Genomic DNA, 24,622 nt, shown 5'->3' with positions numbered 1-24,622 from the left:
AGGCGGCGTATATTACGCATTTTTTGCACGAGATGAAAGGCCAAACTTTGAACAATCCACTGTTGTAGATCAAGGAATCGCCGCTCAATCATTCCATTCAAAATTAATCATCATTTAAATCATTATGTTATATGATAATGGTTATTTTATAGGCGCTTACAATTTCCCGTAACTTCTCATCATTTCTGAATAAATGCGTCGCTGAAGCGGGATAATCTGCTGTTTTTAGCAGCAGATTTTCCCACTTCTTTGCGATCTGCGTCGCATTTTAGAACATGATCGTCATGCGAAAAATGCGTCTTATTCGACCACAACGCGCCCATGCAGTGACTGTACCGGACGGTTATTATCGTGATGCATTGTATGGGTGAATCTATCAAGCTGTTCTGCAGAAACGGTCAGGGGCTGTTTAAGCACAATCCAGGTGACGCCTTCTGAACACGGAGGGGTGGTCAATGAACCGCTAAAGCGCCAGTACGTTTTATCTTTTGGCAGTAGTTTGTTCAGGTTAAGATCCTGTTTGATGGAGACATTTTGCTCGGCCTGCTGAGGCATAACGCGCCACAGTTTTTCAAGCTCCGGGTTTGCGGCTCCTTTATCAAACATGACCGCCACCACCGTCAGTTCCCCACTGGCATTTTTATGAACCAGGTGCATTTCCATTGCATATTTCTTGCCATGAACGGTGTTTTCGCTCGGCGCGTGGAAGTGGAACTGCTGTAACGTCCAGGTTTGCTTATCAAGGGAAAGGGTATCGCGGGTGTCAGCCTGTTCACTTGCCTGAATGGTATGGCCGTTGTTTGTCAGCGTAACAGGGCCATCAACGTAGTGGGTTTGTAGCGGGGAGAGATGGGCGTTTGCGGTCGAATCAATATTAATGGGAGACTGGTTCATTCCGCTTTGACAGGTCTTGTATGCCTCGTCCAGCTCGCCCCAGTGTTCCGGCGAACCTTCCCCTTCGTAGCTCCAGTGTGATGCGCATGCTGAAGCCGAGATCATGCTCAGCGCCAGCAGCGCTGCCTTGCCTGTAATGTGTTTCATCATATTCTTCCGGTGAATTTTTGTAATACAAATCAACATGATTTGTATGGTTATTTTACCGAAGAATAACCTGGGGAGAGAGGATTATCAGAGGAGGAAAGGCGTGGTCAGATGACCACGCCAAATGCTTATTTTTTACGGCCGGTGATGCGGCACCACTCTTCTTTTTCCACTACCGGGTCAAGAGCAAAGAGATCGGCGTAGGCTTCACACACGCTGACAGCCTGGCTTGCCAGAATACCGGAAAGCCCGAGCAGACCGCCCTCAACGGGCAGCACGCTGATTAACGGGGCCAGCTCGCGCAGTGGGCCCGCCAGAATGTTTGCGACCACCACATCGGCTTTCATGGCGTCTGGCTGAGCATCCGGCAGATACAGCTCCAGACGATCGGAGACGCCGTTACGCTCGGCATTATCGCGGCTGGCCTGAATCGCCTGCGGATCGATATCGATCCCGATGGCTTTTGCCGCGCCCAGCTTCAGGGTTGCAATCGCGAGGATCCCGGATCCACAGCCGAAATCGATCACTGTCTTACCGTCCAGATCCAGACCATCCAGCCACTGCAGGCACAGGGACGTGGTGGGGTGAGTACCGGTACCAAACGCCAGACCCGGGTCGAGCATCACGTTGACCGCATTCTCGTCCGGGACGTCGCGCCAGCTTGGGCAGATCCACAGACGTTTGCCGAACTGCATCGGGTGGAAATTATCCATCCATTCGCGTTCCCAGTCTTTGTCTTCCAGCTGTTCGATTTTGTGCACAAAGCCCGCGCCCAGCAGAGGATGATTCTCCAGAATCGCGACGACCTCTTTCATATCGGTTTCGGCATCAAACAGGCCAATAACGTCGGTATCACCCCACAGGCGGGTTTCGCCCGGCAGCGGCTCAAAGACCGGCGTGTCATGCGTGTCCTGGAAGGTGATAGAGACCGAGCCGGCCTCCATCAGCGCATCGCTCAGTTCCTCGGCGTTAGCGCCGGTTGTGTTCAGTTTTAGTTGGATCCACGGCATGGCAAAACTCTTTATTTATCAGTAGAAATCATAGCGGGTTGTGGCGCGGGCTGACCGAAACGGTTCCCCACTACAAACGCCAGTAAACTTAGCAGTAACGAAGGGACAATCGGATGGAAGCCCAGGTACTGAATCTTAAACGTTGCAAGGACGGCGTAAAGCACGCCGCCGACAATCATAGCGCTCAGCGCACCGGCGGCATTCGCGCGCTCCCAGTAGAGCCCTAACACCAGCGGCCACAGGAATACCGCTTCAAGCCCACCAAATGCCAGCAGGTTCAGCCAGATGATCATCTCCGGCGGTCGCCACGCGGCTAACAGCAGCAAAGCCCCTAACGCCAGGGTAATAACGGCCGACATGCGCTTCAGGCGCCGTTCATTCTCTGCCTGCTCAGGACGCAGGTTCAGGTAGAGATCTTTAATGATCGTAGCGGAACTTTGCAGCAGCTGAGCGTTGATGGTCGACATAATGGCGGCCATCGGTGCGGCGAGGAAGATCCCGGCTGCAAATGGCGGCAGCACTTTAACCATCAGGGTTGGGATGACCAGATCGGGTACGGTAAGGTCAGGAATAACTGCCCGACCTAAGGCGCCCGCCAGGTGCATACCAAACATCAGGATTGCGACGACGATAGTGCCGATAATGATACCTCTGTGCACGGCTTTGCTGTCTTTATAAGAGATACAGCGCACGGCGGTATGCGGCAGGCCAATGACCCCAAAGCACACCAACACCCAGAACGAGGTCATAAAGGTTGGCGAAAGAATGTCATCCGCGCCCTGCGGAGAGACCAGTTTCGGGTCGATGGCTTCCAGTGTTTCGACGGCGTGGCTCAGGCCACCTGCAGCATGCACAATGCCCACCAGCAGAACAAGGGTGCCAACAAGCATCACCAGGCCTTGCATCGTATCGTTCAGCACGCTGGCACGGAATCCGCCAAACGCGGTATACAGCGCAATGCTGACTCCGAAGATGATCAAGCCCGTCTCGTAGGGAATTCCCGCAGCCGTTTCCAGCAGGCGAGCTCCACCGATAAACTGTACCGTCATCGCGCCAATAAAGGCCACCAGCAGGCTTAAGCTGGCCAGCCAGACCAGTAAACGGCTCTGATAGCGGGCAAACAGCATATCGTTGAGCGTCACGGCATTATAACGGCGCGCCAGAATGGCAAATTTCTTTCCCAGTATACCCAGCGAGAGCCAGACGGCAGGCAGCTGAATCATCGCCAGCAGCACCCAGCCTAACCCGTATTTATAGGCTGCGCCCGGTCCACCGATAAACGAACTGGCGCTGATGTAGGTCGCGGTCAGCGTCATGGCCAGGACGACGCCGCCCATTGAGCGGCTGCCGAGGAAATACTCGTTCAGAAACGTGCCTGTTGTGCGTTTTCGCATGGCGTAAACGGATAAACCAAACACCACCAACAAGTAAGCGATAAGCGGCAGAATCACTTCAGGCTGCATCATCGTCCTCCAGCGGAATATCGCGATAGATGAATTTGACCATTGCCCAGCACAGCACGATAAACACCAGCGGTACCAGCAGGCAGGCCATTTCGAACCAGTGTGGCAGGCCGGTGATGCCCATAGCGGAGTCTGGTAAGTAAGCAGTCACTAACCATGCTGCGAGATAGAGAAGGGTCAGCCACAGCGCCCAGCGCGCTTCTTTATGGGCCTGAACAAAACGTTTGTCCATTTTTTGTCCCTTGTGGATGAAGAAAGCGGGGATTGTACATGATGAGGCTTTCCTGGCCCCAGAAATAAAAAAGGCCGGATAATCCGGCCTTTTCGCGTGAGAGCAGTCTTACTTCTCGTTAAGACCGAGTTTTTTCTCCAGGTAGTGGATGTTGGTTCCACCATTCTGGAAGTGCTCGTCGCTCATGATACGCATCTGCAGATCAACGTTGGTTTTGATACCGTCGATGATCAGCTCCTGCAGGGCATTCTTCATGCGGGCAATCGCCACGTCACGGTTTTCGCCGTAGCAGATAAGCTTGCCGATCATTGAGTCATAGTACGGCGGTACGGTGTAACCGGCGTAGATATGAGACTCCCAGCGCACACCAAAGCCACCCGGCGCGTGGAAACGCGTGATTTTACCCGGGCTTGGCAGGAAGGTGTTCGGGTCTTCGGCGTTAATACGGCACTCTACCGCATGGCCTTTCACCACAACTTCTTCCTGCTTGATGGACAGCGGCTGGCCTGCAGCGATACGCAGCTGTTCTTTGATCAGGTCAACGCCGGTGATCATTTCGGTAACAGGGTGTTCAACCTGAATACGGGTGTTCATTTCAATGAAATAGAACTCCCCGTTTTCGAACAGGAACTCAAAGGTACCTGCACCGCGATAGCCGATATCGACACACGCTTTGGAGCAACGCTCGCCGATGTAGCGACGCAGCTCTGGGGTAATGCCCGGTGCTGGTGCTTCTTCGACCACTTTCTGGTGACGACGCTGCATGGAGCAGTCACGTTCTGCCAGATAGATCGCGTTACCCTGACCGTCAGCCAGCACCTGAATTTCGATGTGGCGTGGGTTTTCCAGGTATTTTTCCATGTACACCATGTCATTGCTGAAAGCGGCTTTCGCTTCTGCTTTGGTCATGGAGATGGACTGCGCCAGTTCAGCATCGCTGCGCACAACGCGCATACCGCGACCGCCGCCGCCGCCGGACGCCTTGATGATAACCGGGTAGCCAATGCGTTTAGCATGAGCACGGTTAGCATCCATGTCGTCGGTCAGAGGGCCGTCAGAGCCTGGTACGGTTGGAACGCCGGCTTTTTTCATCGCGGTGATCGCCGACACTTTGTCGCCCATCAGGCGGATAGTGTCGGCTTTCGGGCCGATGAAGATGAAGCCAGAGCGTTCAACCTGCTCAGCAAAGTTGGCGTTCTCAGAGAGGAAGCCGTAACCCGGATGAATTGCCACCGCGCCGGTGATTTCAGCGGCGCTGATGATAGCCGGGATGTTCAGATAGCTTTTTACGGACGGAGCCGGGCCAATACAGACCGTCTCATCCGCCAGCAATACGTGTTTTAAATCGCGATCCGCGCTTGAGTGCACAGCGACGGTCTTGATGCCCAGTTCTTTACAGGCACGAAGAATACGCAGTGCGATCTCGCCGCGGTTGGCGATAACAATTTTATCCAGCATGTACGCCTCGTTACTCGATGACGACCAGCGGCTCGTCAAATTCAACCGGCTGACCACTTTCGACCAGAATCGCTTTCACAGTACCTGATTTGTCTGCTTCGATCTGGTTCATCATTTTCATCGCTTCAACGATGCACAGGGTATCGCCTACGTTGACTTTCTGACCCACTTCGATGAACGCCTTCGCGTCCGGGCTCGGGGTGCGGTAGAAAGTACCAACCATTGGGGAACGTACGATGTGACCACTGATTTCTGCTGCAGCGGCAGGTGCGGCTTCAGCTGCTGGCGCAACGGCTGCGGAGAGCGCAGGCTGCTGCACTGGCGCAGCATAAGCTTGCTGCATTACCGGGAAGCTAGCGGCTGGGGCTGCACGGCTGATGCGTACAGACTCTTCGCCTTCAGAAATTTCCAGTTCGGAGATGCCTGATTCTTCAACCAGCTCGATCAGTTTTTTAATCTTACGAATATCCATGAGTGGGTTCCGTACTCTTGTTTAGTGTGATTGTGACAAGCGTTTTACCGCTGTCTGTAAAGCGTATGAATAGCCGTCAGCGCCCAGTCCACATATAACGCCAGCAGCGATATCTGACAGATACGAGTGGTGGCGGAACGGCTCTCGGGCGTGCACGTTACTCAGGTGGATCTCGATAAACGGGATACTCACCGCGAGCAGTGCGTCGCGGATAGCAACACTGGTGTGCGTAAACGCGGCCGGATTGATCAGGATATAGTCCACATTGTCTTTAGCCTGATGAATACGGTCGATGAGTGCGTACTCCGCATTTGACTGAAAATGATCCAAATCCACATTCAGTGACGCTGCTTCCGTTCCCAGACGGTTAACAATTTCACCCAATGTTAGCGTGCCGTACTTCTCTGGCTCACGGGTGCCGAGCATGTTCAGGTTCGGTCCGTTCAAAACTAAGATATGGAATTTATCAGTCATTATGCCGCTATCTCCTGCGATTCTCTGGTAAAAAACAAAATATACCGTCGAAGCGCAAATGTCACCTTTTCAGAGGCTTAAAACCGCTGTCAGGCGAACCAAGGTCGCACATTATAACGATTTCGTAGCATTTAGCAGCTAAATACTGGTCTTATCAGGGAAGATAATCAACCGCTATCCGAAAAAGATTTGCGGTTGACGGGGAATCTGCGGGAAAACGCACAGTTTCGCGAACTATCGCCACCACTGGCGGAACTTCTTGTAACGCCATGCTAAAAGCGCCACGGCCGCCAGTGCATAAAGGACCGGCTGCGGGGAGAGGATCTTCACCGACCACAGGTAGTGAATGGGGGCGAGGATCGCGACAAGATAGACGAAGTTGTGCAGCAGTTGCCAGCGCCTGCCCAGTTTTCGTTGAGCATATTGAGTGGATGTGAGCGCTAACGCCAGTAAAACCACCCAGCTCACGATACCCAGCGTCAGATAAGGACGTGTCACCAGTTCGCGGCCAAGCAGCGCCAGATTGTTAATTCCCAGTTCCAGCAGGGCATAGCTGGTGAGATGCAGCGTCGCCCAGGCAAAACACCATAGCCCTAACAGCCGACGGGTGCGTATCAAGAAGGGCTGTTTAGCGTAGCGCGCCAGCGGCGAGACGAGCAAGGTGGCCAGCAAAAATTTCAGAGCCATCCGACCGGTAAAGTGCTGGATATCCTTTGCCGGATCTGCGCTAAAGAGCCCCTGGCTGGCGGCCCAGAACAGCCATATAAAAGGAAGCAGCCCGGCCAGGTGCAGCAGCACTTTCAGCCAGGTAATCTGTTTTGCCGTTAAACGCACTCAGAAGTTCTCCCGTAAATTGAGACCACGGTAAAGCGAGGCCACTTCATCCGCATAGCCGTTAAACAGCAGCGTCGGCTGACGCTTTACGTCCAGCGCTCCACCTGAACCGATAAACCGCTCGGTTGCCTGCGACCAGCGCGGATGATCCACATGCGGATTCACGTTGGCAAAGAAGCCGTATTCGTTCGGAGCCGCCAGATTCCACGTGGTTGGTGGACGTTCGCGGGTAAGCTTAATGCTGACGATAGATTTAATCCCTTTGAAACCATATTTCCACGGAACGGTTAAACGGATGGGGGCACCGTTCTGCGGCGGGAGCGCCTTACCGTAAACGCCGACGGTCAGCAGGGTAAGGGGATGCATGGCTTCGTCGAGGCGCAACCCTTCCACATACGGATACTCAAGCCCGCCGCCGATAAACCGATCTTTCTGCCCGGGCATTTCGTCCGGCGCATAGCGCGTCTGGAAAGCGACATATTTTGCGTTGCTGGTGGGTTCAACCATCGCCAGCAGTTTATGCAGCGGGAAGCCAACCCACGGTACCACCATCGACCAGGCCTCCACACAGCGCATGCGATAGATTCGCTCTTCGAGGGGAAAACGGGTGGTGAGATCGTGGTGGTCCAGCGTCAGGGGTTTTGCCACTTCGCCATCAATCTTCAGCGTCCACGGATCGGTTTTGAGGCTTCCCGCGTTCGCGGCAGGATCGGCCTTATCGAGCCCAAATTCGTAGAAGTTGTTGTAGCCGGTGACTTTATCTTCCGGCGTGAGCGTCAGTTTGTTTTGCCATTGGGCGGGTTTCGTAAAGGTGAGCGGGGCACCGGAAGGGGCCTTTGGCCGATCGTTGCCTTTAAACCAGTCGAGCAGGTCGGCGTGCGCCGCCGGAGAGAGCGTCAGGGCAGTGGCGCTGATGCCGAGCATTTTCAGGATCTGGCGGCGCTGTAACATAAAGACAGACTCAGACGTTACGTCGGCTTCCGTCAGTTTTCGGTTTTTCATGGCATCCTCCGTCATGCGTTTTCCTAAGCATGACGGAGGAGAGGGATTCGCGCGAATATGTCACGAAAATTTGAAGATTAGGCGATTTTCACCAGCGCGCGACCGTGGAACTGGTTGTCCATGATCTTACTGGCATATTCCGGTGCCTGGCTCAGGGTTATCTCCGTTGCGCTCTGGGTATAGAAAGATTCAGGCAGATCGCGCACCAGTCGTTCCCAGGCTTCATGGCGACGGGTCGGCGGGGTCATCACGGAATCCACACCCTGCAGTCGTACGTTACGCAGAATAAATGGCATCACGGTGGTTGGCAGGGCAAATCCGCCCGCCAGACCGCAGGCTGCCACGCAGCCGCCGTAGTTCATCTGCGCCAGGACTTTTGCCAGCACCTTATCACCGACGGTATCCACCGCCCCTGCCCAGACCTGTTTTTCCAGCGGACGGGTTTCGGCAAATTCGTCGCGGCTCAGAATGCGGCTGGCGCCGAGCTGGCGCAGATAGTCATGGGTACTTTCACGGCCGGAAACCGCAGCGACCTGATAACCCAGCTTGTGCAGCAGCGTGACCGCCGTGCTGCCCACGCCGCCGCTGGCGCCGGTGACGACAATTTCACCCGACTCAGGGCGGATACCTGCATCTTCCAGTGCCATTACGCACAGCATGGCAGTAAAACCTGCCGTGCCGACAATCATCGCCTTGCGGCCATCCATACCTTTCGGCATTGGCACTAGCCAGTCGCCCTTCACGCGCGCCTGCGTTGCCAGCCCGCCCCAGTGATTTTCACCTACGCCCCAGCCGGTAAGCAGCACTTCCTGGCCCGCATGGAAACGCGGATCTTCACTGGTATGAACCCGGCCAGCGAAATCAATACCTGGCACCATAGGGAAATTTCGGATGATTTTACCCTTACCGGTAATCGCCAGCGCATCTTTATAATTTAAACTGGACCAGTCGATGTCGACGGTTACTTCGCCTTCCGGCAGGCGACTCTCTTCTACCGCCTGCACTGAGGCAAGCGTTTTGCCATCCTGCTGTTCTAAGATCAAAGCCTGCATACGGGGTCCTCTCGACTCAGATGATTGGAAAATAATTTCTGAAGACTATACTCGCTCAGGGAAACGCAGTGCCGATTTAACGCAATAAATTGCCAGATACACCCGATTTGGTAGTATGCCGCATTTGAAATGCAAGTTAGCGCTTACTCGCTACCCCCATCAACCCACGGAGTAATCTCAAGGATGCGATTAACGACGAAGTTCTCGGCTTTTATCACCTTGCTGACGGGGCTGACCATTTTTGTCACGCTACTGGGCTGCTCGCTGAGCTTTTACAACGCCATTCAGGACAAGCTGGTCAACCGGGTACAGTCTGTCGCATCGGTGATTGATACGCGTCTGCTGACGACGCCGCTGCCGGCGCTGTCCCGCGAGCTCGATGAGTTGATGGTACCTGTTGATATTGTCCAGATCGACATTCAGCAGGGAAAGCATCGCGTTTTAAGCCATGAGCGTCAGGGAAGTTACCGGCCTGCGGGTGTGGTGAGCCAGTACCGGGAAGTGACGGTGCACTCCCTCAAAAATCCGGGGATGACTATACACATGGTCTACCTCGATCCGATGGCGAGCTACTTCCGTTCCATGATGACCACCGCGCCGCTCACCGTCGCCGTTGCGTTTATCGTCCTGCTGATCTTTCTCGCGGTTCGCTGGCTGCGCCGCCAGCTCTCCGGTCAGGAACTGCTGGAGATGCGCTCTGTGCGGATCCTTAACGGTGAACGCGGCCCGCAGGTCCGTGGTTCCGTCCACGAGTGGCCGTCACGCGCCAGCAGCGCGCTGGATACCCTGCTCTCCGAAATCCAGTTTGCCAGCGACCAGCGCAGCCGTATGGATACGCTTATCCGCTCTTATGCGGCGCAGGACAATAAAACCGGCCTTAACAACCGTCTTTTCTTTGATAATCAGCTCGCCACGCTGCTCGACGATTCAGAAAAAGTGGGGACACACGGGGTAGTGATGATGATTCGCCTGCCCGATTTCGATCTCCTGCGCGACACCTGGGGACAGCGGGTCGCGGAAGAAAACCTCTTTACGCTGATCAACCTGCTCTCCACCTTTATTATGCGCTACCCGGGCGCGCTGCTGGCCCGCTATCACCGCAGCGACTTTGCCGTATTGTTGCCGCATCGTACGCTGAAGGAATCGGAGAGCATCGCCAGCCAGCTGCTGAAGGCGGTGGATGCACTGCCGCAGAGCAAAATGCTCGACAGAGACGACATGGTCCACATGGGGATCTGCGCCTGGCGTGGCGGGCAATCCACGGAGCAGGTGATGGAGCATGCGGAAGCCGCTACCCGCAACGCCGTGTTGCAGGGGGCGAACGGGTGGGCGGTTTATGATGACTCGCTGCCGGAAAAAGGGCGCGGCAACGTGCGCTGGCGCACGCTGATTGAGCAAATGCTTAGCCGCGGCGGGCCACGTATTTATCAAAAACCCGCGGTGATGAAAAACGGCAACGTTCATCATCGTGAACTGATGTGTCGTATTTTTGACGGCACGGAAGAGGTTATCTCGGCGGAATATCTGCCGATGGTGCTGCAATTTGGCCTGTCCGAAGAGTATGACCGCCAGCAAATTACCCGGCTGATTCCGTTTTTATCCTTCTGGCCTGAAGAAAACCTGGCGTTACAGGTCACCGTGGAGTCGTTAATACGCCCACGTTTTCAGCGCTGGCTACGTGATACATTAATGCAATGCGAAAAATCGCAACGCAAACACATTATTTTTGAACTTGCTGAGGCCGACGTAGGTCAACACATCAGCCGGTTACGTCCTGTGGTACGTTTGATCAATGCGCTGGGTGCGCGTGTCGCGGTGACGCAGGCAGGTTTAACCCTGGTCAGTACCAACTGGATCAAGGAGCTGGATGTGGAGTTATTAAAGCTACATCCGGGGCTGGTAAGGAATATTGAGAAGCGGACGGAAAACCAGCTGCTGGTTCAGAGTCTGGTCGAAGCATGCAAGGGAACGCGAACACAAGTATTTGCCGCAGGCGTGCGCTCCAGAAGCGAATGGCAAATGTTAACAGAGCGTGGTGTGATGGGTGGTCAGGGGGATTTTTTTGCTGCCTCTCAACCGCTTGACACCAACGTGAAAAAATATTTGCAAAGATACTCTGTTTGACCTGCCGTTTACGCTGTTTTCACGTAGAATATCGCGCCTGTAGCTTTGAGTATGTCGAGCAAAAAGCCAGTGAACGACCTTTAACGGGTTACAAACGTCAGTGGGGAACGCTACTGTTTACTCAGCCCTGAGGGAGTCAGGGGATGATTTTGTAACATCAGGAAACGTACTGCACAAATTTTCACCGTTGCAGATGATTTTTGCGCCTTGTCGCTGCTGCGTGTGGTTGGTAAAGTAAGCGGATTTTGTTTTCCGCCCCAGCTTTCAGGATTATCCCTTAGTATGTTGAAAAAATTTCGTGGCATGTTTTCCAATGACCTGTCCATTGACCTGGGTACCGCGAATACCCTTATTTATGTAAAAGGACAAGGCATCGTATTGAATGAGCCTTCTGTTGTGGCCATTCGTCAGGATCGTGCAGGCTCGCCGAAAAGCGTGGCCGCAGTGGGTCATGACGCGAAGCAGATGCTGGGTCGTACCCCTGGCAACATCGCCGCCATTCGCCCAATGAAAGACGGCGTTATCGCCGACTTCTTCGTGACTGAAAAAATGCTTCAGCACTTCATCAAGCAGGTTCACAGCAACAGCTTCATGCGTCCAAGCCCGCGTGTTCTGGTGTGTGTGCCGGTTGGCGCAACCCAGGTAGAACGTCGCGCAATCCGTGAATCTGCCCAGGGTGCAGGTGCACGTGAAGTGTTCCTGATTGAAGAGCCAATGGCTGCGGCCATCGGTGCTGGCCTCCCTGTTTCCGAAGCTACCGGTTCTATGGTGGTGGATATCGGTGGTGGTACCACTGAAGTGGCCGTTATCTCTCTGAACGGCGTGGTGTACTCCTCTTCCGTACGTATCGGTGGTGACCGCTTCGATGAAGCCATCATTAATTATGTGCGCCGTAACTACGGCTCTCTGATCGGTGAAGCCACCGCAGAGCGTATCAAACACGAAATCGGCTCTGCGTATCCGGGCGATGAAGTGCGTGAGATCGAGGTTCGCGGTCGTAACCTGGCTGAAGGTGTTCCACGCGGTTTTACCCTGAACTCCAACGAAATTCTGGAAGCACTGCAGGAACCACTGACGGGCATCGTGAGCGCGGTAATGGTTGCGCTGGAACAGTGTCCACCAGAGCTGGCGTCCGATATCTCCGAGCGCGGTATGGTTCTGACCGGTGGTGGTGCGCTGCTGCGTAACCTCGACCGCCTGTTAATGGAAGAGACAGGTATTCCTGTCGTAGTTGCAGAAGATCCACTGACTTGCGTCGCCCGTGGTGGTGGCAAGGCGCTGGAAATGATCGACATGCACGGCGGCGATTTGTTCAGCGAAGAGTAGTCGAGTTTGAGAGGGTAGCAATTTGCTACCCTTTCTCTCTGACGCGAGAATACGCATAGCCTATGAAGCCAATTTTTAGCCGTGGCCCATCGCTACAGTTTCGCCTCATTCTGGCGGTTCTGGTTGCGCTTGGGGTCATTATTGCCGATAGCCGCCTCGGTACGTTCAGCCAGATCAGAACGTACATGGATACCGCCGTCAGTCCTTTCTACTTTGTTTCAAATGGTCCCCGTGAACTGCTCGACTCCGTTTCTCAAACGCTGTCTTCGCGCGACCAACTCGAACTCGAAAACCGGGCCTTACGTCAGGAACTGCTGCTGAAAAACAGCGAACTGCTGATGCTGGGGCAATACAAGCAGGAAAACGCGCGTCTGCGTGAACTGCTCGGCTCGCCGCTGCGTCAGGATGAGCAGAAAATGGTCACGCAGGTGATCTCCACCGTGAACGACCCCTACAGCGATCAGGTTGTGATCGACAAGGGGAGCGTGAACGGGGTGTATGAAGGTCAGCCTGTTATCAGTGATAAAGGCGTAGTGGGCCAGGTTGTTGCCGTGGCCAAACTGACCAGCCGCGTGCTGCTGATTTGCGATGCCACACATGCGCTGCCGATCCAGGTCCTGCGCAACGATATTCGCGTGATTGCGGCCGGTAACGGCTGTACGGACGACCTGCAGCTGGAACACCTGCCGGCTAACACGGATATTCGCGTGGGCGACGTGCTGGTGACGTCTGGCCTGGGTGGACGCTTCCCTGAAGGCTATCCGGTTGCGGTGGTCTCTTCAGTTAAGCTGGATACTCAGCGTGCCTATACTGTGATTCAGGCGCGTCCAACCGCCGGTTTGCAGCGTCTGCGCTATCTGCTGCTGCTGTGGGGCGCCGATCGTAACGGTGCTAATCCGATGACGCCTGAAGAGGTGCATCGCGTAGCAAACGAGCGCCTGATGCAGATGATGCCGCAGGTTCTCCCGCCTGCGGATTCCATGGGGCCGCCTGCGCCAGTACCGGCACCGGCAACAGGGTTAACGCAGCCGCTGCCGGATGCGCCGCCACCGCCTAAACTCTCTTCGGGAGGGCAGTAGTGGCAAGTTATCGTAGCCAGGGACGTTGGGTCATCTGGCTCTCGTTTCTCATCGCACTGTTACTGCAAGTGATGCCCTGGCCGGATGACATTCTCGTTTTCCGGCCAAACTGGGTATTGCTCATTTTACTTTACTGGATCCTTGCCCTGCCGCATCGCGTAAATGTCGGCACAGGTTTCGTGATGGGTGCCATACTGGATCTCATTAGTGGCTCTACGCTTGGCGTGCGCGCCTTGTCCATGAGCATAATTGCGTACCTCGTCGCACTCAAATTCCAGCTCTTTCGAAACCTTGCGCTCTGGCAACAGGCCCTGGTGGTGATGTTATTGTCGCTCGCGGCGGATATCGTTGTTTTCTGGGCAGAGTTTTTAGTGATCAACGTCTCTTTCCGACCGGAAGTGTTCTGGAGTAGTGTAGTAAACGGTGTGCTCTGGCCATGGTTATTCCTGCTGATGCGGAAGGTTCGCCAGCAGTTTGCTGTGCAATAAAAGGTTTCTATGACGTCTTTGTATCTCGCTTCCGGCTCCCCGCGCCGTCAGGAACTCCTGACGCAGCTAGGGGTCTCTTTTGAACGCATCGTGACCGGCATTGAAGAAAAACGTGCTGAGGGCGAAAGCGCTCAACAGTACGTGTCTCGCCTGGCACGCGAGAAAGCGCAGGCGGGCGTGGCCAGTGTGCCACGCGATCTCCCCGTGCTGGGAGCAGATACCATCGTTATTCTGAACGGTGAAGTGCTGGAGAAACCGCGCGACGCCGATCATGCGGCGCACATGCTGCGCAAAATGTCCGGACATACGCATCAGGTGATGACGGCCGTCGCGCTGGCTGACAGCCAGCACGTGCTGGATTGCCTGGTGGTGACAGAAGTGACGTTCAGAGTACTTACCGACGACGACATTGCCGCTTATATTGCCAGCGGTGAACCAATGGATAAAGCAGGTGCATACGGTATTCAGGGGCTGGGTGGCTGTTTTGTCAGGAAGATTAATGGCAGCTATCACGCCGTAGTCGGCTTACCGCTGGTGGAAACGTATGAGTTGCTGAGCAATTTTAACTCACTGCGTGAGGGAAGGGATAATTATGACGGCTGAATTGTTGGTAAACGTAACGCCATCGGAAACCCGTGTGGCCTATATTGATGGTGGCATTCTTCAGGAAATTCATATTGAGCGTGAAGCGCGGCGCGGAATAGTAGGCAATATCTACAAAGGTCGTGTCAGTCGTGTACTGCCGGGTATGCAGGCGGCTTTTGTAGATATTGGACTGGATAAGGCGGCGTTTTTACATGCCTCCGATATCATGCCGCACACCGAGTGCGTTGCGGGCGAAGAGCAAAAGCAGTTTGCCGTGCGCGATATTTCTGAACTGGTACGTCAGGGACAGGATCTGATGGTGCAGGTGGTGAAAGATCCCCTCGGTACCAAAGGCGCCCGTCTGACCACCGACATCACCTTACCTTCCCGCTATCTGGTCTTTATGCCCGGCGCGTCGCACGTGGGCGTTTCGCAGCGTATTGAGAGCGAAACCGAGCGCGAGCGTCTGAAGAAAGTGGTCAGCGCCTACTGCGATGAACAGGGCGGGTTTATCATCCGTACCGCTGCGGAAGGGATCAGCGAAGAAGACCTGGCGTCGGATGCGGCTTACCTGAAGCGCGTCTGGACCAAGGTGATGGAGCGTAAAAAACGCAACCAGACCCGCTACCAGCTTTACGGTGAACTGGCGCTTGCTCAGCGCGTTCTGCGTGACTTTGCCGATGCGCAGCTCGACCGCATTCGCGTGGACTCGCGCCTGACCTATGAAGCGCTACTGGAATTTACCGCCGAATATATCCCGGAGATGCCTGGCCTGCTGGAGCATTATTCAGGGCGTCAGCCGATTTTCGATCTCTATGATGTCGAAAACGAGATCCAGCGCGCGCTGGAGCGTAAGGTCGAGCTGAAGTCAGGCGGCTATCTGATCATCGATCAGACCGAAGCGATGACCACCGTCGATATTAACACCGGCGCGTTTGTCGGCCATCGCAACCTGGATGACACCATCTTCAACACCAACATCGAAGCCACGCAGGCGATTGCGCGCCAGCTTCGTCTGCGCAATCTGGGCGGCATTATCATCATCGACTTCATTGATATGAGCAATGAAGACCATCGTCGCCGCGTGCTGCACTCGCTTGAGCAGGCACTGAGTAAAGATCGCGTGAAAACCAGCATCAACGGCTTCTCACAGCTGGGGCTGGTGGAGATGACGCGTAAGCGTACCCGTGAAAGCGTTGAGCATGTGCTGTGTAATGAATGCCCAACCTGCCATGGACGCGGAACGGTAAAGACGGTTGAGACCGTCTGCTATGAAATCATGCGTGAAATCGTCCGTGTTCATCATGCCTACGACTCCGATCGTTTTCTGGTCTATGCTTCCCCTGCGGTGGCTGAAGCGCTGAAAGGCGAAGAGTCGCACGCGCTGGCGGAAGTGGAAATCTTTGTCGGCAAACAGGTAAAAGTACAAATTGAACCGCTCTATAACCAGGAGCAGTTTGACGTCGTGATGATGTAAGACGCAGTACGCTGCGTGACAAAAGCTGACAAGGAGAGATGCGTGAGGCGATTGCCGGGGATTTTATTGCTTACAGGGGCAACGCTGGTCGTGATTGTCGCGTTGCTCGTGAGCGGGCTACGCCTCGTATTACCGCATCTGGACAGCTGGCGTCCGCAGCTGCTGGCTAAAATCGAATCCACCACCGGCGTGCCGGTGAATGTAAGCCAGATTAGCGCTAACTGGCAGAATTTTGGCCCGACGCTCGATGTCCGGGATATCAACGCCAGCCTGAAAGATGGCGGCCATCTCAAAATCAAACGCGTGACTCTGGCGCTGGACGTCTGGCAAAGCCTGCTGCATCTTCGCTGGCAGTTTCGCGATCTCACCTTTTATCAACTCCAGTTTCTGACCAATACGCCGCTGTCTGGCGGCGATAGCGGTCAGGGTCTTGAGGCCAACCGCTTCAGCGATCTTTTCCTCCGCCAGTTCGATCATTTCGATCTGCGCGACAGCGAAGTGAGCTTTATTACCCTTTCCGGCCAGCGCGCCGAACTGGCGATCCCCCAGCTGACCTGGCTCAACGGCAAGGATCGGCACCGCGCCGAAGGGCAAGTCAATCTCTCAAGCCTGAACGGCCAGCACGGCGTGATGCAGGTGCGCATGGATCTGCGGGACGATGACGGCCTGCTAAACAACGGCAAAGTCTGGCTTCAGGCCGATGATGTGGACGTGAAGCCGTGGCTGGGCGACTGGATCCAGCAAAATATGCAGCTGGAGACAGCCCGTTTCAGCCTTGAAGGCTGGCTGACTCTGACCAAAGGCGAATTTGCCAGCGGCGATATCTGGCTCAAGCAGGGGGGCGCAAGCTGGAAAGGTGAAAAACAGCAGCATCAGCTTTCCGTCGATAACCTCACCGCGCACGTGACGCAGGAGAAAGAGGGCTGGCAGTTTGCCATTCCCGATACCCGCATCACCATGGACGACAAGCCGTGGCCGCGCGGTGCGCTAACGCTGGCCTGGATGCCGGAGCAGGATGTCGGCGGCACGGCCAGTAAACGCAGCGACGAGCTGCGCATCCGCGCCAGCAACCTCGATTTGGCTGCCATTGAAGGCCTGCGCTCGATGGCGGCAAAGATATCTCCGGACCTGGGCGAGATCTGGCTGGCAACGCAGCCGAGCGGGAAAATAGACGCCCTGGCGCTGGATATCCCGCTTCAGGCGACGGAAAAAACCCGTTTCCAGGCAACCTGGAAAGATCTTGCCTGGAAGCAGTGGAAGCTGCTGCCGGGGGCAGAGCACTTTAGCGGCAAGCTGGAAGGCAGCGTGGAAAACGGCAGGCTGACGGTTGATATGCACGATGCCAAAATGCCTTACGAGACGGTCTTCCGCGCGCCGCTGGAAATCGAACAGGGCAGCGCGGTGCTTAACTGGCTCCGTAACGACAAGGGTTTCCAGCTTGATGGCCGCCATATCGATGTGAAAGCTAAAGCGGTGCATGCGCGCGGTGATTTCCGCTATATGCAGCCTGAAGGTGATGAGCCGTGGCTCGGCATTCTGGCGGGGATCAGCACCGATGACGGCTCTCAGGCCTGGCGCTACTTCCCGGAAAACCTGATGGGAAAAGCGCTGGTGGACTATCTCAGCGGCGCGATTCAGGGCGGTCAGGCGGACAATGCCACGCTGGTCTACGGCGGTAATCCGCATCTTTTCCCGTACAAACATAATGAAGGCCAGTTCCAGGTGCTGGTGCCGCTGCATAACGCGACCTTTGCGTTCCAGCCCGGCTGGCCCGCGCTGAAAAACCTGGATATCGAACTCAACTTCCTCAATGACGGACTATGGATGAAGTCCGACAGCGTGGCGCTGGACGGCGTGACGGCCAGCAACCTGACGGCCAACATCCCGGACTACTCAAAAGAGAAGCTGCTGATTGATGCCGACATCAACGGTCCCGGCAAAGCGGTGGGACCGTACTTTGAAGAGACGCCGCTGAAAGAGTCGCTAGCGGCGACGCTTCAGCAGCTGCAGCTTGATGGCGATGTGAATGCTCGCTTACATCTTGATATCCCGCTGGACGGGGAGATGACCACCGCCAAAGGCGATGTCCACCTGAAGAACAACAGTCTGTTCATCAAACCCCTTGAGAGCACGCTGAAAAATCTCAGCGGGCAGTTCAGCTTTGAGAACGGTAACCTTAAGAGCGAGCCGCTTACGGCGAGCTGGTTTAATCAGCCCGTTAATATTGACTTCACGACTACCGAGGGTGAAAAGGCTTATCAGGTGGCCGTCAATCTGGATGGCAACTGGCAGCCAGCGCGTATGGACGTCCTGCCAAAGCCAATTGAGGCGTCAGTGGAGGGGGCGGTTACCTGGCAGGGTAAAGTGGCAATCGACCTGCCTTATCATGCGGGTGCCCGGTATAAGGTCGACATCACGGGCGATCTGAAAAACCTTCAGAGCCAGCTGCCTGCGCCGCTGGATAAACAGGCCGGACAGCCGCTGCCGGTAAAGCTGAACGTCGATGGCAACCTGAACAGCTTCGAGCTGACCGGCAGCGCGGGTGGGACAAACCACTTCAACAGCCGCTGGCTGCTTAATCACAAGCTCACCCTCGACAAAGCCATCTGGACAACGGATAGCCGCTCCACGCCGCCGCTGCCGGAGCAGCCGGGCATTGAGCTGAATCTCCCACCGATGGACGGTGCAGAGTGGCTGGCGCTTTTCCAGAAAGGCGTTGGGCAAAACGTTGATGAAACCGCCCAGTTCCCGCAAGCCATTACCGTACGTACGCCTTCTCTGATGCTGGGCGGACAGCAGTGGAACAACCTGAGCATTGTCTCGCAGCCTGGCGCTAACGGCACGAAGGTGGAGGCCCAGGGAAGGGAGATCAACGGCACGCTGACCATGCGCAATCACGCGCCGTGGCAGGCGGCGATCCGCTATCTCTACTACAACCCGGCAAGCGCGAGCGGAAAAGACCAGCCGGCAGGGACATCGCCGTTGAGTAAGACATCCCGCATCGATTTTAGCGGCTGGCCCGATCTCCAGCTGCGCTGTGCGGAGTGTTGGCTGTGGGGGCAGAAATATGGCCGTATTGACGGTGATTTTGCTATTCATGGAAACTCGCTAACGCTCACCGGTGGGCTGGTCGATACCGGTTTTGGCCGCATGACGGCCGCAGGAGAATGGGTGAATAACCCGGGCGAGCAGCGAACTTCCCTAAAGGGCGACATTAAAGGCAACAAGCTGGATGCGGCAGCCAATTTCTTTGGTATCAGCACGCCGCTGCGCGGCTCGTCATTTGACGTCGATTACGATCTTCACTGGCGTGACGCCCCATGGAGGCCGGATGAGGCCTCGCTGAACGGCATTCTGAAAACCCACTTTGGCAAAGGTGAAATTGCCGACGTGAGCACCGGGCGCGCCGGGCAGATCCTGCGCCTGCTGAGTTTTGATGCGCTGCTGCGCAAGCTGCGCTTCGATTTCAGCGATACCTTCAGCGAAGGTTTCTACTACGATTCCATCCGCAGTACGGCGTGGATCAAGGACGGCGTTCTGCACACGGACGACACGCTGGTGGATGGCCTGGAAGCGGATATCGCCATGAAAGGCTCCGTCAACCTCGTGCGCCGCGAGCTGGATATGGAAGCCGTGGTAGCGCCGGAAATTTCCGCAAGCGTGGGCGTTGCGGCGGCCTTTGTGGTGAACCCGATAGTCGGTGCGGCGGTGTTTGCCGCCAGTAAAGTGCTGGGTCCACTCTGGAGCAAGGTCTCCATTCTGCGCTACCGCATTACCGGTCCGGTGGATAAACCGCAGATTAACGAGGTGCTGCGCCAGCCGCGCAAAGATGCACAGCAATGATTTGACGTGGGCAGGTAATTGCCTCACTCTCAATAAATACGATTTTTATACCGCCACGGGCGGCAACGAACGAGTAGCAATACGATGAGTCTGAACCTGGTAAGTGAACATTTGCTCGCAGCGAACGGCCTGAGCCATCAGGACCTGTTCTCCATTCTTGGTCAACTGACCGAACGCCGTCTCGACTACGGCGATCTCTATTTCCAGTCGAGCTATCACGAATCCTGGGTTTTAGAAGACAGCATCATCAAAGATGGCTCCTACAACATCGACCAGGGCGTCGGCGTCCGCGCCATCAGCGGCGAGAAAACCGGTTTTGCCTATGCCGATCAGATAAGCCTCACCGCACTTGAGCAGAGCGCGCAGGCCGCACGGACCATTGTGCGTGATACCGGCGATGGCCGCGTGAAAACCCTGGGAGAAGTGCAGCACTCTGCGCTCTATACCAGCATCGATCCGCTGCAGAGCATGAGCCGTGAAGAGAAGCTGGATATCCTGCGTCGCGTGGACAAAGTTGCCCGCGCGGCGGACAAACGCGTGCAGGAAGTTTCTGCCAGCCTGAGCGGCGTGTATGAGTTGATTCTGGTTGCGGCAACGGACGGTACCCTGGCGGCAGATGTACGTCCGCTGGTGCGTCTCTCTATTAGCGTGCAGGTCGATGACGACGGCAAACGCGAGCGCGGCTCAAGCGGTGGCGGCGGTCGTTTCGGCTATGACTGGTTCCTGGGCGATGTTGACGGTGAAGCACGCGCTGACGCGTGGGCAAAAGAAGCCGTACGCATGGCGCTGGTGAATCTGAATGCCGTCGCGGCGCCGGCGGGTTCATTCCCGGTGGTGCTGGGCGCTGGCTGGCCGGGCGTGCTGTTGCACGAGGCGGTGGGCCACGGCCTGGAAGGCGACTTTAACCGTCGTGGGACCTCCGTGTTCAGCGGTCAGATCGGGCAGCTTGTCTCCTCGGAACTGTGCACCGTGGTGGATGACGGCACCATGCTCGATCGTCGCGGCTCGATTTCTATCGACGATGAAGGTACGCCAGGCCAGTACAATGTGCTGATCGAAAACGGCGTGCTGAAAGGTTATATGCAGGACAAACTCAACGCGCGCCTGATGGGCGTAGCGCCGACGGGCAACGGACGCCGTGAATCTTACGCGCACCTTCCGATGCCGCGCATGACCAACACTTACATGCTGCCGGGCAAATCCACGCCGCAGGAGATTATCGAATCCGTTGATTACGGTATCTTTGCACCAAACTTTGGCGGCGGCCAGGTGGACATCACCTCCGGTAAGTTTGTTTTCTCCACCTCAGAAGCGTATCTGATCGAGAAAGGCAAAGTGACCAAAGCGGTGAAAGGGGCGACGCTGATTGGCTCCGGTATTGAAGCCATGCAGCAGATCTCCATGGTCGGTAACGATCTGAAGCTGGATAACGGCGTAGGCGTCTGCGGTAAAGAGGGCCAGAGCCTGCCGGTTGGCGTGGGTCAGCCAACGCTGAAAGTGGACAACCTGACGGTGGGCGGTACAGCCTGACCTGACCCTGCATAAAAAAATGGCGCTACTGATGTAGCGCCTTTTTTTTAACGTAAGCTACCCAGCGGTATCTCAGGATCCGGCTCGTGAGTGATGCGGTTACGCAAGTCACGACGAATGATTTCGATCGACCAGAACCAGACCAGATGGCCCACGATCTCTGAAACGTGTTCATACCACGGTAGCTCAAACAGCGGTGGCGTCAGGCCCATCAGCGGGAAAGAGATCATATGCACAAAGAGTTGAGCCAACGCACCCGCGAGCAAACCCTGCCAGAGTTTAATTTTCGGGAAGACTTCAGCAACGACACAATAACCAACAGCGAAGACGATTGAGAAAATAATATGCGTCACGCCAACCCAGTTAAATATATGTCCGGCAAATGTATAAACCGCCGCGTTAGGATCGGCCACGCCCAGCCAGTCGCGTAAAAATACATAGGGAGGGTTTAAAAAATTACGAGAACAGTCAATCTGGCTAGCGGCTCTTAATAATTGCTCAGGCCCGCATGCGCCGGTGAATAAATCGGTGGGGCTGCGTGGCGGAAGCGGCACCTCGGCTCCCCATTTGACAAACGCGGAGACAATCCCTGCAATTAAACCAATGAACGCGGCGAGTCCATAGCGCCTGCGTGAAGGCGGAGTTTGTTCAAATAGATTCATTTCTTTTCCTTGTTTAACGTCATCCTGCGAAATACATTTTATTATTCAAATCAGCAACAAATTAATAACAGCCCGAAAGGCAGGCTTTTTATAAGGTAAAGGGCAGGCGGCAGCAGTGTCAATTAGCTATTCCTGATAGTGGCGAAGGAATATTCCAGAATGCAGAGGGGTTGCATCCCGGAAATATTCATCACTCATATACTTTCGGCGTTAAATCGATTATTCCTTTCTTCTTCCCCGCATCCCCTGAAACAGTTCCGCCACGTCCACAAAATACTCGGTCAGATAGTTAATACACACCTGTACCTTGAGCGGGAGCTTGTCTTTTTCGGTATACAGGGCGTACACCGGACGCGGATCGGACTGGTAGCGCGGGAAGAGGATCTCCAGCACGCCGCTGTTGATCTCGTTGATCACCCACATTAGCGGCACGTAGGCGATCCCGGCGCCGGCCACCAGCCAGCGCGAAATGGTCATCGGATCGTTAGTGACAAACCGTCCTTCCGGCAGCAGCCTGGTGGAGATCCCTTCCGGGGCAATCAGCTCGAATTCATTATCGGGCCGCACGCTGTACTCCAGCCATGAGTGGTTGGTGAGATCGGCGGGTTTCTCCGGAACGCCGTACTGCGCCAGATAGCTTTTCGATGCACAGACCACCATCGGCATGCTGCCCAGCCGTCGCGAGAACAGGCTGGAGTCCTGCAACGCGCCGACGCGGATCACCACGTCCAGCCCGTCGGCAATCAGGTCCGGTGCCGGGATACCCGTCACCAGATTGACGGTAAGCCCGGGATACTCTTTCAGCATATCCGCCGTCATGGCAGCGAGAACATTTTGTGCCATAGTTGAAGAACACCCGATGCGCAGCGTGCCGATGGGGGTGTTGTTGAAGGCATAGAGCTGTTCGTGAACATCCTGCACTTCAAGCAGCATGCGGCGACAGCCCTGATAGTAAATTTTGCCCGCTTCCGTCAGCCCAATGCTGCGGGTACTGCGGTTGAGCAGCTTGACCTGAAGCTCATCTTCCAGTTTGGACACCGTCTGGCTGATGGATGAGACGCTCATCTGAAGCTGGCGTGCAGCGGCGGTAAAAGAGCCCAGTTCAACCACTTTGGCGAAGACCGACATGCGTTTTAAACGTTCCATTGTTCACTCTGGCTTAAAAGTGATTTAGATCACATATTATAGATAACAGCATAACAGTTACGTTAATATATTATTAATTACATAACGGCTGCGCCATTCTCGCCCGGCGTTTCTTGCTCTCCTGCGGTGGCGTGCGCTTAAAAATTCTGAAGCCTGCACTCTCTCTTATCAAGGTCAACATGAGTCTGTTTCCCGTTATCGTGGTGTTCGGTCTGTCGTTCCCACCGATATTTTTCGAGCTTCTTTTATCACTGGCGATCTTCTGGCTGGTGCGCAAGGTGCTGGTCCCTACCGGGATCTACGATTTCGTCTGGCACCCTGCATTGTTCAATACCGCGCTGTATTGCTGCCTGTTTTACCTGATATCGCGCATGTTTGTCTGAGGTTGATGTGAAAACGCTAACAAGAAAAATCTCCCGCACTGCCATCACGATGGCGCTGGTTATCCTCGCCTTCATCGCTATTTTCCGCGCCTGGGTTTATTACACCGAATCACCGTGGACGCGTGATGCACGCTTCAGCGCCGATGTGGTGGCTATAGCCCCTGACGTGGCCGGTCTTATCACGGCGGTCAACGTCCACGATAACCAACTGGTGAAGAAAGATCAGGTCCTGTTCACCATCGACCAGCCTCGTTATCAGAAAGCGCTGGAAGAGGCGGAAGCGGACGTGGCCTATTACCAGGCGCTGGCTGCGGAGAAACGCCGCGAGGCAGGCCGTCGTAATCAACTGGGCGTTCAGGCAATGTCCCGCGAAGAGATTGACCAGTCCAACAACGTGCTGCAAACCGTGCTGCACCAGCTGGCGAAAGCGCAGGCAACGCGCGATCTGGCGAAGCTCGATCTCGAACGCACCGTGATCCGCGCGCCGTCCGATGGCTGGGTGACCAACCTGAACGTCTATGCCGGGGAATTCATTACCCGTGGTTCAACCGCCGTGGCGCTGGTTAAACAGAACTCTTTCTACGTGCTCGCCTATATGGAAGAGACCAAGCTGGAAGGTGTGCGTCCGGGTTTCCGGGCGGAAATTACGCCGCTGGGCAGCAACCGCGTCATTAAAGGTACCGTCGACAGTGTTGCCGCTGGGGTGACTAACTCCAGCAGTTCTAACGATGCCAAAGGGATGGCGACGGTAGACTCCAACCTGGAGTGGGTGCGTCTGGCCCAGCGCGTGCCGGTGCGCATCCATCTGGATGAACAGCAGGGAAATCTGTGGCCTGCGGGTACCACGGCGACGGTGGTCATCACCGGTGAAAAGGACCGGGATGCCAGCCAGGACTCGTTCTTCCGTAAAATTGCCCACCGCCTGCGCGAGTTTGGTTAAT

Annotated in this window: 22 protein-coding genes; 10 read left to right on the top strand and 12 right to left on the bottom strand. The window is 55.4% G+C overall.

Annotation, left to right across the window (positions count from 1 at the left end):
- Nucleotides 1-300: 300 nt before the first annotated feature.
- From L370_RS17260 to L370_RS17305, 10 genes are all read right to left on the bottom strand, one after another.
- Nucleotides 301-1,041 carry a carbonic anhydrase gene (locus L370_RS17260; RefSeq protein ID WP_032639768.1) on the bottom strand — a complete coding sequence of 247 codons (741 nt, stop codon included), beginning with the start codon at nucleotides 1,039-1,041 and terminating at the stop codon, nucleotides 301-303.
- 128 nt (nucleotides 1,042-1,169) lie between these two features.
- The gene (gene prmA / locus L370_RS17265) at nucleotides 1,170-2,051 is read right to left on the bottom strand and encodes a 50S ribosomal protein L11 methyltransferase (RefSeq protein WP_023333647.1); all 882 of its coding nucleotides are present in this window, start codon (nucleotides 2,049-2,051) and stop codon (nucleotides 1,170-1,172) included.
- An 11-nt stretch (nucleotides 2,052-2,062) separates the two neighbouring features.
- Nucleotides 2,063-3,514 (bottom strand): sodium/pantothenate symporter, encoded by a 1,452-nt coding sequence (gene panF / locus L370_RS17270; RefSeq protein WP_023333646.1) that lies wholly within the window; start codon nucleotides 3,512-3,514, stop codon nucleotides 2,063-2,065.
- Nucleotides 3,504-3,746 (bottom strand): YhdT family protein, encoded by a 243-nt coding sequence (locus L370_RS17275; protein WP_023333645.1) that lies wholly within the window; start codon nucleotides 3,744-3,746, stop codon nucleotides 3,504-3,506. The genes panF and L370_RS17275 overlap by 11 nt, the downstream gene beginning before the upstream one ends.
- 108 nt (nucleotides 3,747-3,854) lie before the next feature.
- Nucleotides 3,855-5,204 carry an acetyl-CoA carboxylase biotin carboxylase subunit gene (gene accC, locus L370_RS17280; RefSeq protein WP_023333644.1) on the bottom strand — a complete coding sequence of 450 codons (1,350 nt, stop codon included), beginning with the start codon at nucleotides 5,202-5,204 and terminating at the stop codon, nucleotides 3,855-3,857.
- 10 nt (nucleotides 5,205-5,214) lie between these two features.
- Entirely contained in the window at nucleotides 5,215-5,676 is a 462-nt protein-coding gene (accB, locus tag L370_RS17285; protein ID WP_010436174.1) for an acetyl-CoA carboxylase biotin carboxyl carrier protein, read from the bottom strand.
- Between the two features lie 21 nt (nucleotides 5,677-5,697).
- A complete protein-coding gene (gene aroQ / locus L370_RS17290) occupies nucleotides 5,698-6,150 on the bottom strand; it encodes a type II 3-dehydroquinate dehydratase (protein ID WP_023333643.1) in 453 nt (150 codons plus the stop codon).
- A gap of 234 nt (nucleotides 6,151-6,384) precedes the next feature.
- On the bottom strand, nucleotides 6,385-6,984 hold the full coding sequence (gene msrQ / locus L370_RS17295; protein WP_023333642.1) for a protein-methionine-sulfoxide reductase heme-binding subunit MsrQ: 600 nt from the start codon (nucleotides 6,982-6,984) through the stop codon (nucleotides 6,385-6,387).
- Nucleotides 6,985-7,986 carry a protein-methionine-sulfoxide reductase catalytic subunit MsrP gene (gene msrP, locus L370_RS17300; RefSeq protein ID WP_023333641.1) on the bottom strand — a complete coding sequence of 334 codons (1,002 nt, stop codon included), beginning with the start codon at nucleotides 7,984-7,986 and terminating at the stop codon, nucleotides 6,985-6,987. It abuts the gene before it with no gap.
- 77 nt (nucleotides 7,987-8,063) lie between these two features.
- A complete protein-coding gene (locus L370_RS17305) occupies nucleotides 8,064-9,038 on the bottom strand; it encodes an acrylyl-CoA reductase (NADPH) (RefSeq protein ID WP_023333640.1) in 975 nt (324 codons plus the stop codon).
- 183 nt (nucleotides 9,039-9,221) lie between these two features.
- On the opposite strand from L370_RS17305, the gene csrD reads away from it, so the two are divergent.
- The 8 genes from csrD (at nucleotide 9,222) to tldD (ending at nucleotide 21,490) form a co-directional block, all read left to right on the top strand.
- A complete protein-coding gene (gene csrD / locus L370_RS17310; protein ID WP_023333639.1) occupies nucleotides 9,222-11,162 on the top strand; it encodes an RNase E specificity factor CsrD in 1,941 nt (646 codons plus the stop codon).
- Nucleotides 11,163-11,444: 282 nt separating this feature from the next.
- Nucleotides 11,445-12,488 (top strand): rod shape-determining protein MreB, encoded by a 1,044-nt coding sequence (mreB, locus tag L370_RS17315; RefSeq protein ID WP_000913396.1) that lies wholly within the window; start codon nucleotides 11,445-11,447, stop codon nucleotides 12,486-12,488.
- Between the two features lie 62 nt (nucleotides 12,489-12,550).
- Nucleotides 12,551-13,567, top strand: coding sequence for a rod shape-determining protein MreC (gene mreC / locus L370_RS17320; protein WP_023309400.1), 1,017 nt, complete (start codon nucleotides 12,551-12,553; stop codon nucleotides 13,565-13,567).
- Nucleotides 13,567-14,055, top strand: coding sequence for a rod shape-determining protein MreD (gene mreD, locus L370_RS17325; RefSeq protein ID WP_023309399.1), 489 nt, complete (start codon nucleotides 13,567-13,569; stop codon nucleotides 14,053-14,055). The genes mreC and mreD overlap by 1 nt, the downstream gene beginning before the upstream one ends.
- A 9-nt stretch (nucleotides 14,056-14,064) precedes the next feature.
- On the top strand, nucleotides 14,065-14,658 hold the full coding sequence (locus L370_RS17330; RefSeq protein ID WP_023333638.1) for a Maf family protein: 594 nt from the start codon (nucleotides 14,065-14,067) through the stop codon (nucleotides 14,656-14,658).
- A complete protein-coding gene (rng, locus tag L370_RS17335; protein WP_010436156.1) occupies nucleotides 14,648-16,117 on the top strand; it encodes a ribonuclease G in 1,470 nt (489 codons plus the stop codon). Before L370_RS17330 ends, rng begins: the two co-directional genes overlap by 11 nt.
- 42 nt (nucleotides 16,118-16,159) lie before the next feature.
- A complete protein-coding gene (gene yhdP, locus L370_RS17340) occupies nucleotides 16,160-19,960 on the top strand; it encodes an AsmA2 domain-containing protein YhdP (protein WP_023333637.1) in 3,801 nt (1,266 codons plus the stop codon).
- Nucleotides 19,961-20,044: 84 nt separating this feature from the next.
- Nucleotides 20,045-21,490 carry a metalloprotease TldD gene (gene tldD / locus L370_RS17345; RefSeq protein ID WP_023333636.1) on the top strand — a complete coding sequence of 482 codons (1,446 nt, stop codon included), beginning with the start codon at nucleotides 20,045-20,047 and terminating at the stop codon, nucleotides 21,488-21,490.
- Nucleotides 21,491-21,537: 47 nt separating this feature from the next.
- Here tldD and L370_RS17350 read toward each other — a convergent pair whose 3' ends face one another.
- Nucleotides 21,538-22,152 (bottom strand): YagU family protein, encoded by a 615-nt coding sequence (locus tag L370_RS17350; protein ID WP_023333635.1) that lies wholly within the window; start codon nucleotides 22,150-22,152, stop codon nucleotides 21,538-21,540.
- A gap of 219 nt (nucleotides 22,153-22,371) precedes the next feature.
- Nucleotides 22,372-23,298: an HTH-type transcriptional activator AaeR gene (aaeR, locus tag L370_RS17355; protein WP_023309395.1), complete on the bottom strand. Its 927-nt coding sequence runs from the start codon at nucleotides 23,296-23,298 to the stop codon at nucleotides 22,372-22,374.
- Between the two features lie 179 nt (nucleotides 23,299-23,477).
- Between aaeR and aaeX the strand changes: the two genes are divergently transcribed.
- Nucleotides 23,478-23,681 carry a p-hydroxybenzoic acid efflux pump operon protein AaeX gene (aaeX, locus tag L370_RS17360; RefSeq protein ID WP_003860416.1) on the top strand — a complete coding sequence of 68 codons (204 nt, stop codon included), beginning with the start codon at nucleotides 23,478-23,480 and terminating at the stop codon, nucleotides 23,679-23,681.
- Nucleotides 23,682-23,688: 7 nt separating this feature from the next.
- Nucleotides 23,689-24,621, top strand: a complete 933-nt coding sequence (aaeA, locus tag L370_RS17365; protein WP_023333634.1) for a p-hydroxybenzoic acid efflux pump subunit AaeA — start codon at nucleotides 23,689-23,691, stop codon at nucleotides 24,619-24,621.
- The last annotated feature ends 1 nt before the right edge of the window (nucleotide 24,622 follow it).

The sequence above is a fragment of the Enterobacter sp. MGH 24 genome (genome assembly GCF_000493015.1).
GTDB lineage: Bacteria > Pseudomonadota > Gammaproteobacteria > Enterobacterales > Enterobacteriaceae > Enterobacter.
This window is presented reverse-complemented; position numbering and strand designations above follow the sequence as displayed.

What these genes read in the sequence shown, in the direction of transcription:
- msrP (WP_023333641.1), bottom strand. Translation starts at nt 7,986, where the DNA reads ATGAAAAACCGAAAACTGACGGAAGCCGACGTAACGTCTGAGTCTGTC.
- mreB (WP_000913396.1), top strand. Translation starts at nt 11,445, where the DNA reads ATGTTGAAAAAATTTCGTGGCATGTTTTCCAATGACCTGTCCATTGAC.
- csrD (WP_023333639.1), top strand. Translation starts at nt 9,222, where the DNA reads ATGCGATTAACGACGAAGTTCTCGGCTTTTATCACCTTGCTGACGGGG.
- L370_RS17260 (WP_032639768.1), bottom strand. Translation starts at nt 1,041, where the DNA reads ATGAAACACATTACAGGCAAGGCAGCGCTGCTGGCGCTGAGCATGATC.
- rng (WP_010436156.1), top strand. Translation starts at nt 14,648, where the DNA reads ATGACGGCTGAATTGTTGGTAAACGTAACGCCATCGGAAACCCGTGTG.
- L370_RS17275 (WP_023333645.1), bottom strand. Translation starts at nt 3,746, where the DNA reads ATGGACAAACGTTTTGTTCAGGCCCATAAAGAAGCGCGCTGGGCGCTG.
- panF (WP_023333646.1), bottom strand. Translation starts at nt 3,514, where the DNA reads ATGCAGCCTGAAGTGATTCTGCCGCTTATCGCTTACTTGTTGGTGGTG.
- tldD (WP_023333636.1), top strand. Translation starts at nt 20,045, where the DNA reads ATGAGTCTGAACCTGGTAAGTGAACATTTGCTCGCAGCGAACGGCCTG.
- accB (WP_010436174.1), bottom strand. Translation starts at nt 5,676, where the DNA reads ATGGATATTCGTAAGATTAAAAAACTGATCGAGCTGGTTGAAGAATCA.
- L370_RS17330 (WP_023333638.1), top strand. Translation starts at nt 14,065, where the DNA reads ATGACGTCTTTGTATCTCGCTTCCGGCTCCCCGCGCCGTCAGGAACTC.
- aaeX (WP_003860416.1), top strand. Translation starts at nt 23,478, where the DNA reads ATGAGTCTGTTTCCCGTTATCGTGGTGTTCGGTCTGTCGTTCCCACCG.
- aaeR (WP_023309395.1), bottom strand. Translation starts at nt 23,298, where the DNA reads ATGGAACGTTTAAAACGCATGTCGGTCTTCGCCAAAGTGGTTGAACTG.
- L370_RS17305 (WP_023333640.1), bottom strand. Translation starts at nt 9,038, where the DNA reads ATGCAGGCTTTGATCTTAGAACAGCAGGATGGCAAAACGCTTGCCTCA.
- accC (WP_023333644.1), bottom strand. Translation starts at nt 5,204, where the DNA reads ATGCTGGATAAAATTGTTATCGCCAACCGCGGCGAGATCGCACTGCGT.
- mreC (WP_023309400.1), top strand. Translation starts at nt 12,551, where the DNA reads ATGAAGCCAATTTTTAGCCGTGGCCCATCGCTACAGTTTCGCCTCATT.
- aroQ (WP_023333643.1), bottom strand. Translation starts at nt 6,150, where the DNA reads ATGACTGATAAATTCCATATCTTAGTTTTGAACGGACCGAACCTGAAC.
- L370_RS17350 (WP_023333635.1), bottom strand. Translation starts at nt 22,152, where the DNA reads ATGAATCTATTTGAACAAACTCCGCCTTCACGCAGGCGCTATGGACTC.
- prmA (WP_023333647.1), bottom strand. Translation starts at nt 2,051, where the DNA reads ATGCCGTGGATCCAACTAAAACTGAACACAACCGGCGCTAACGCCGAG.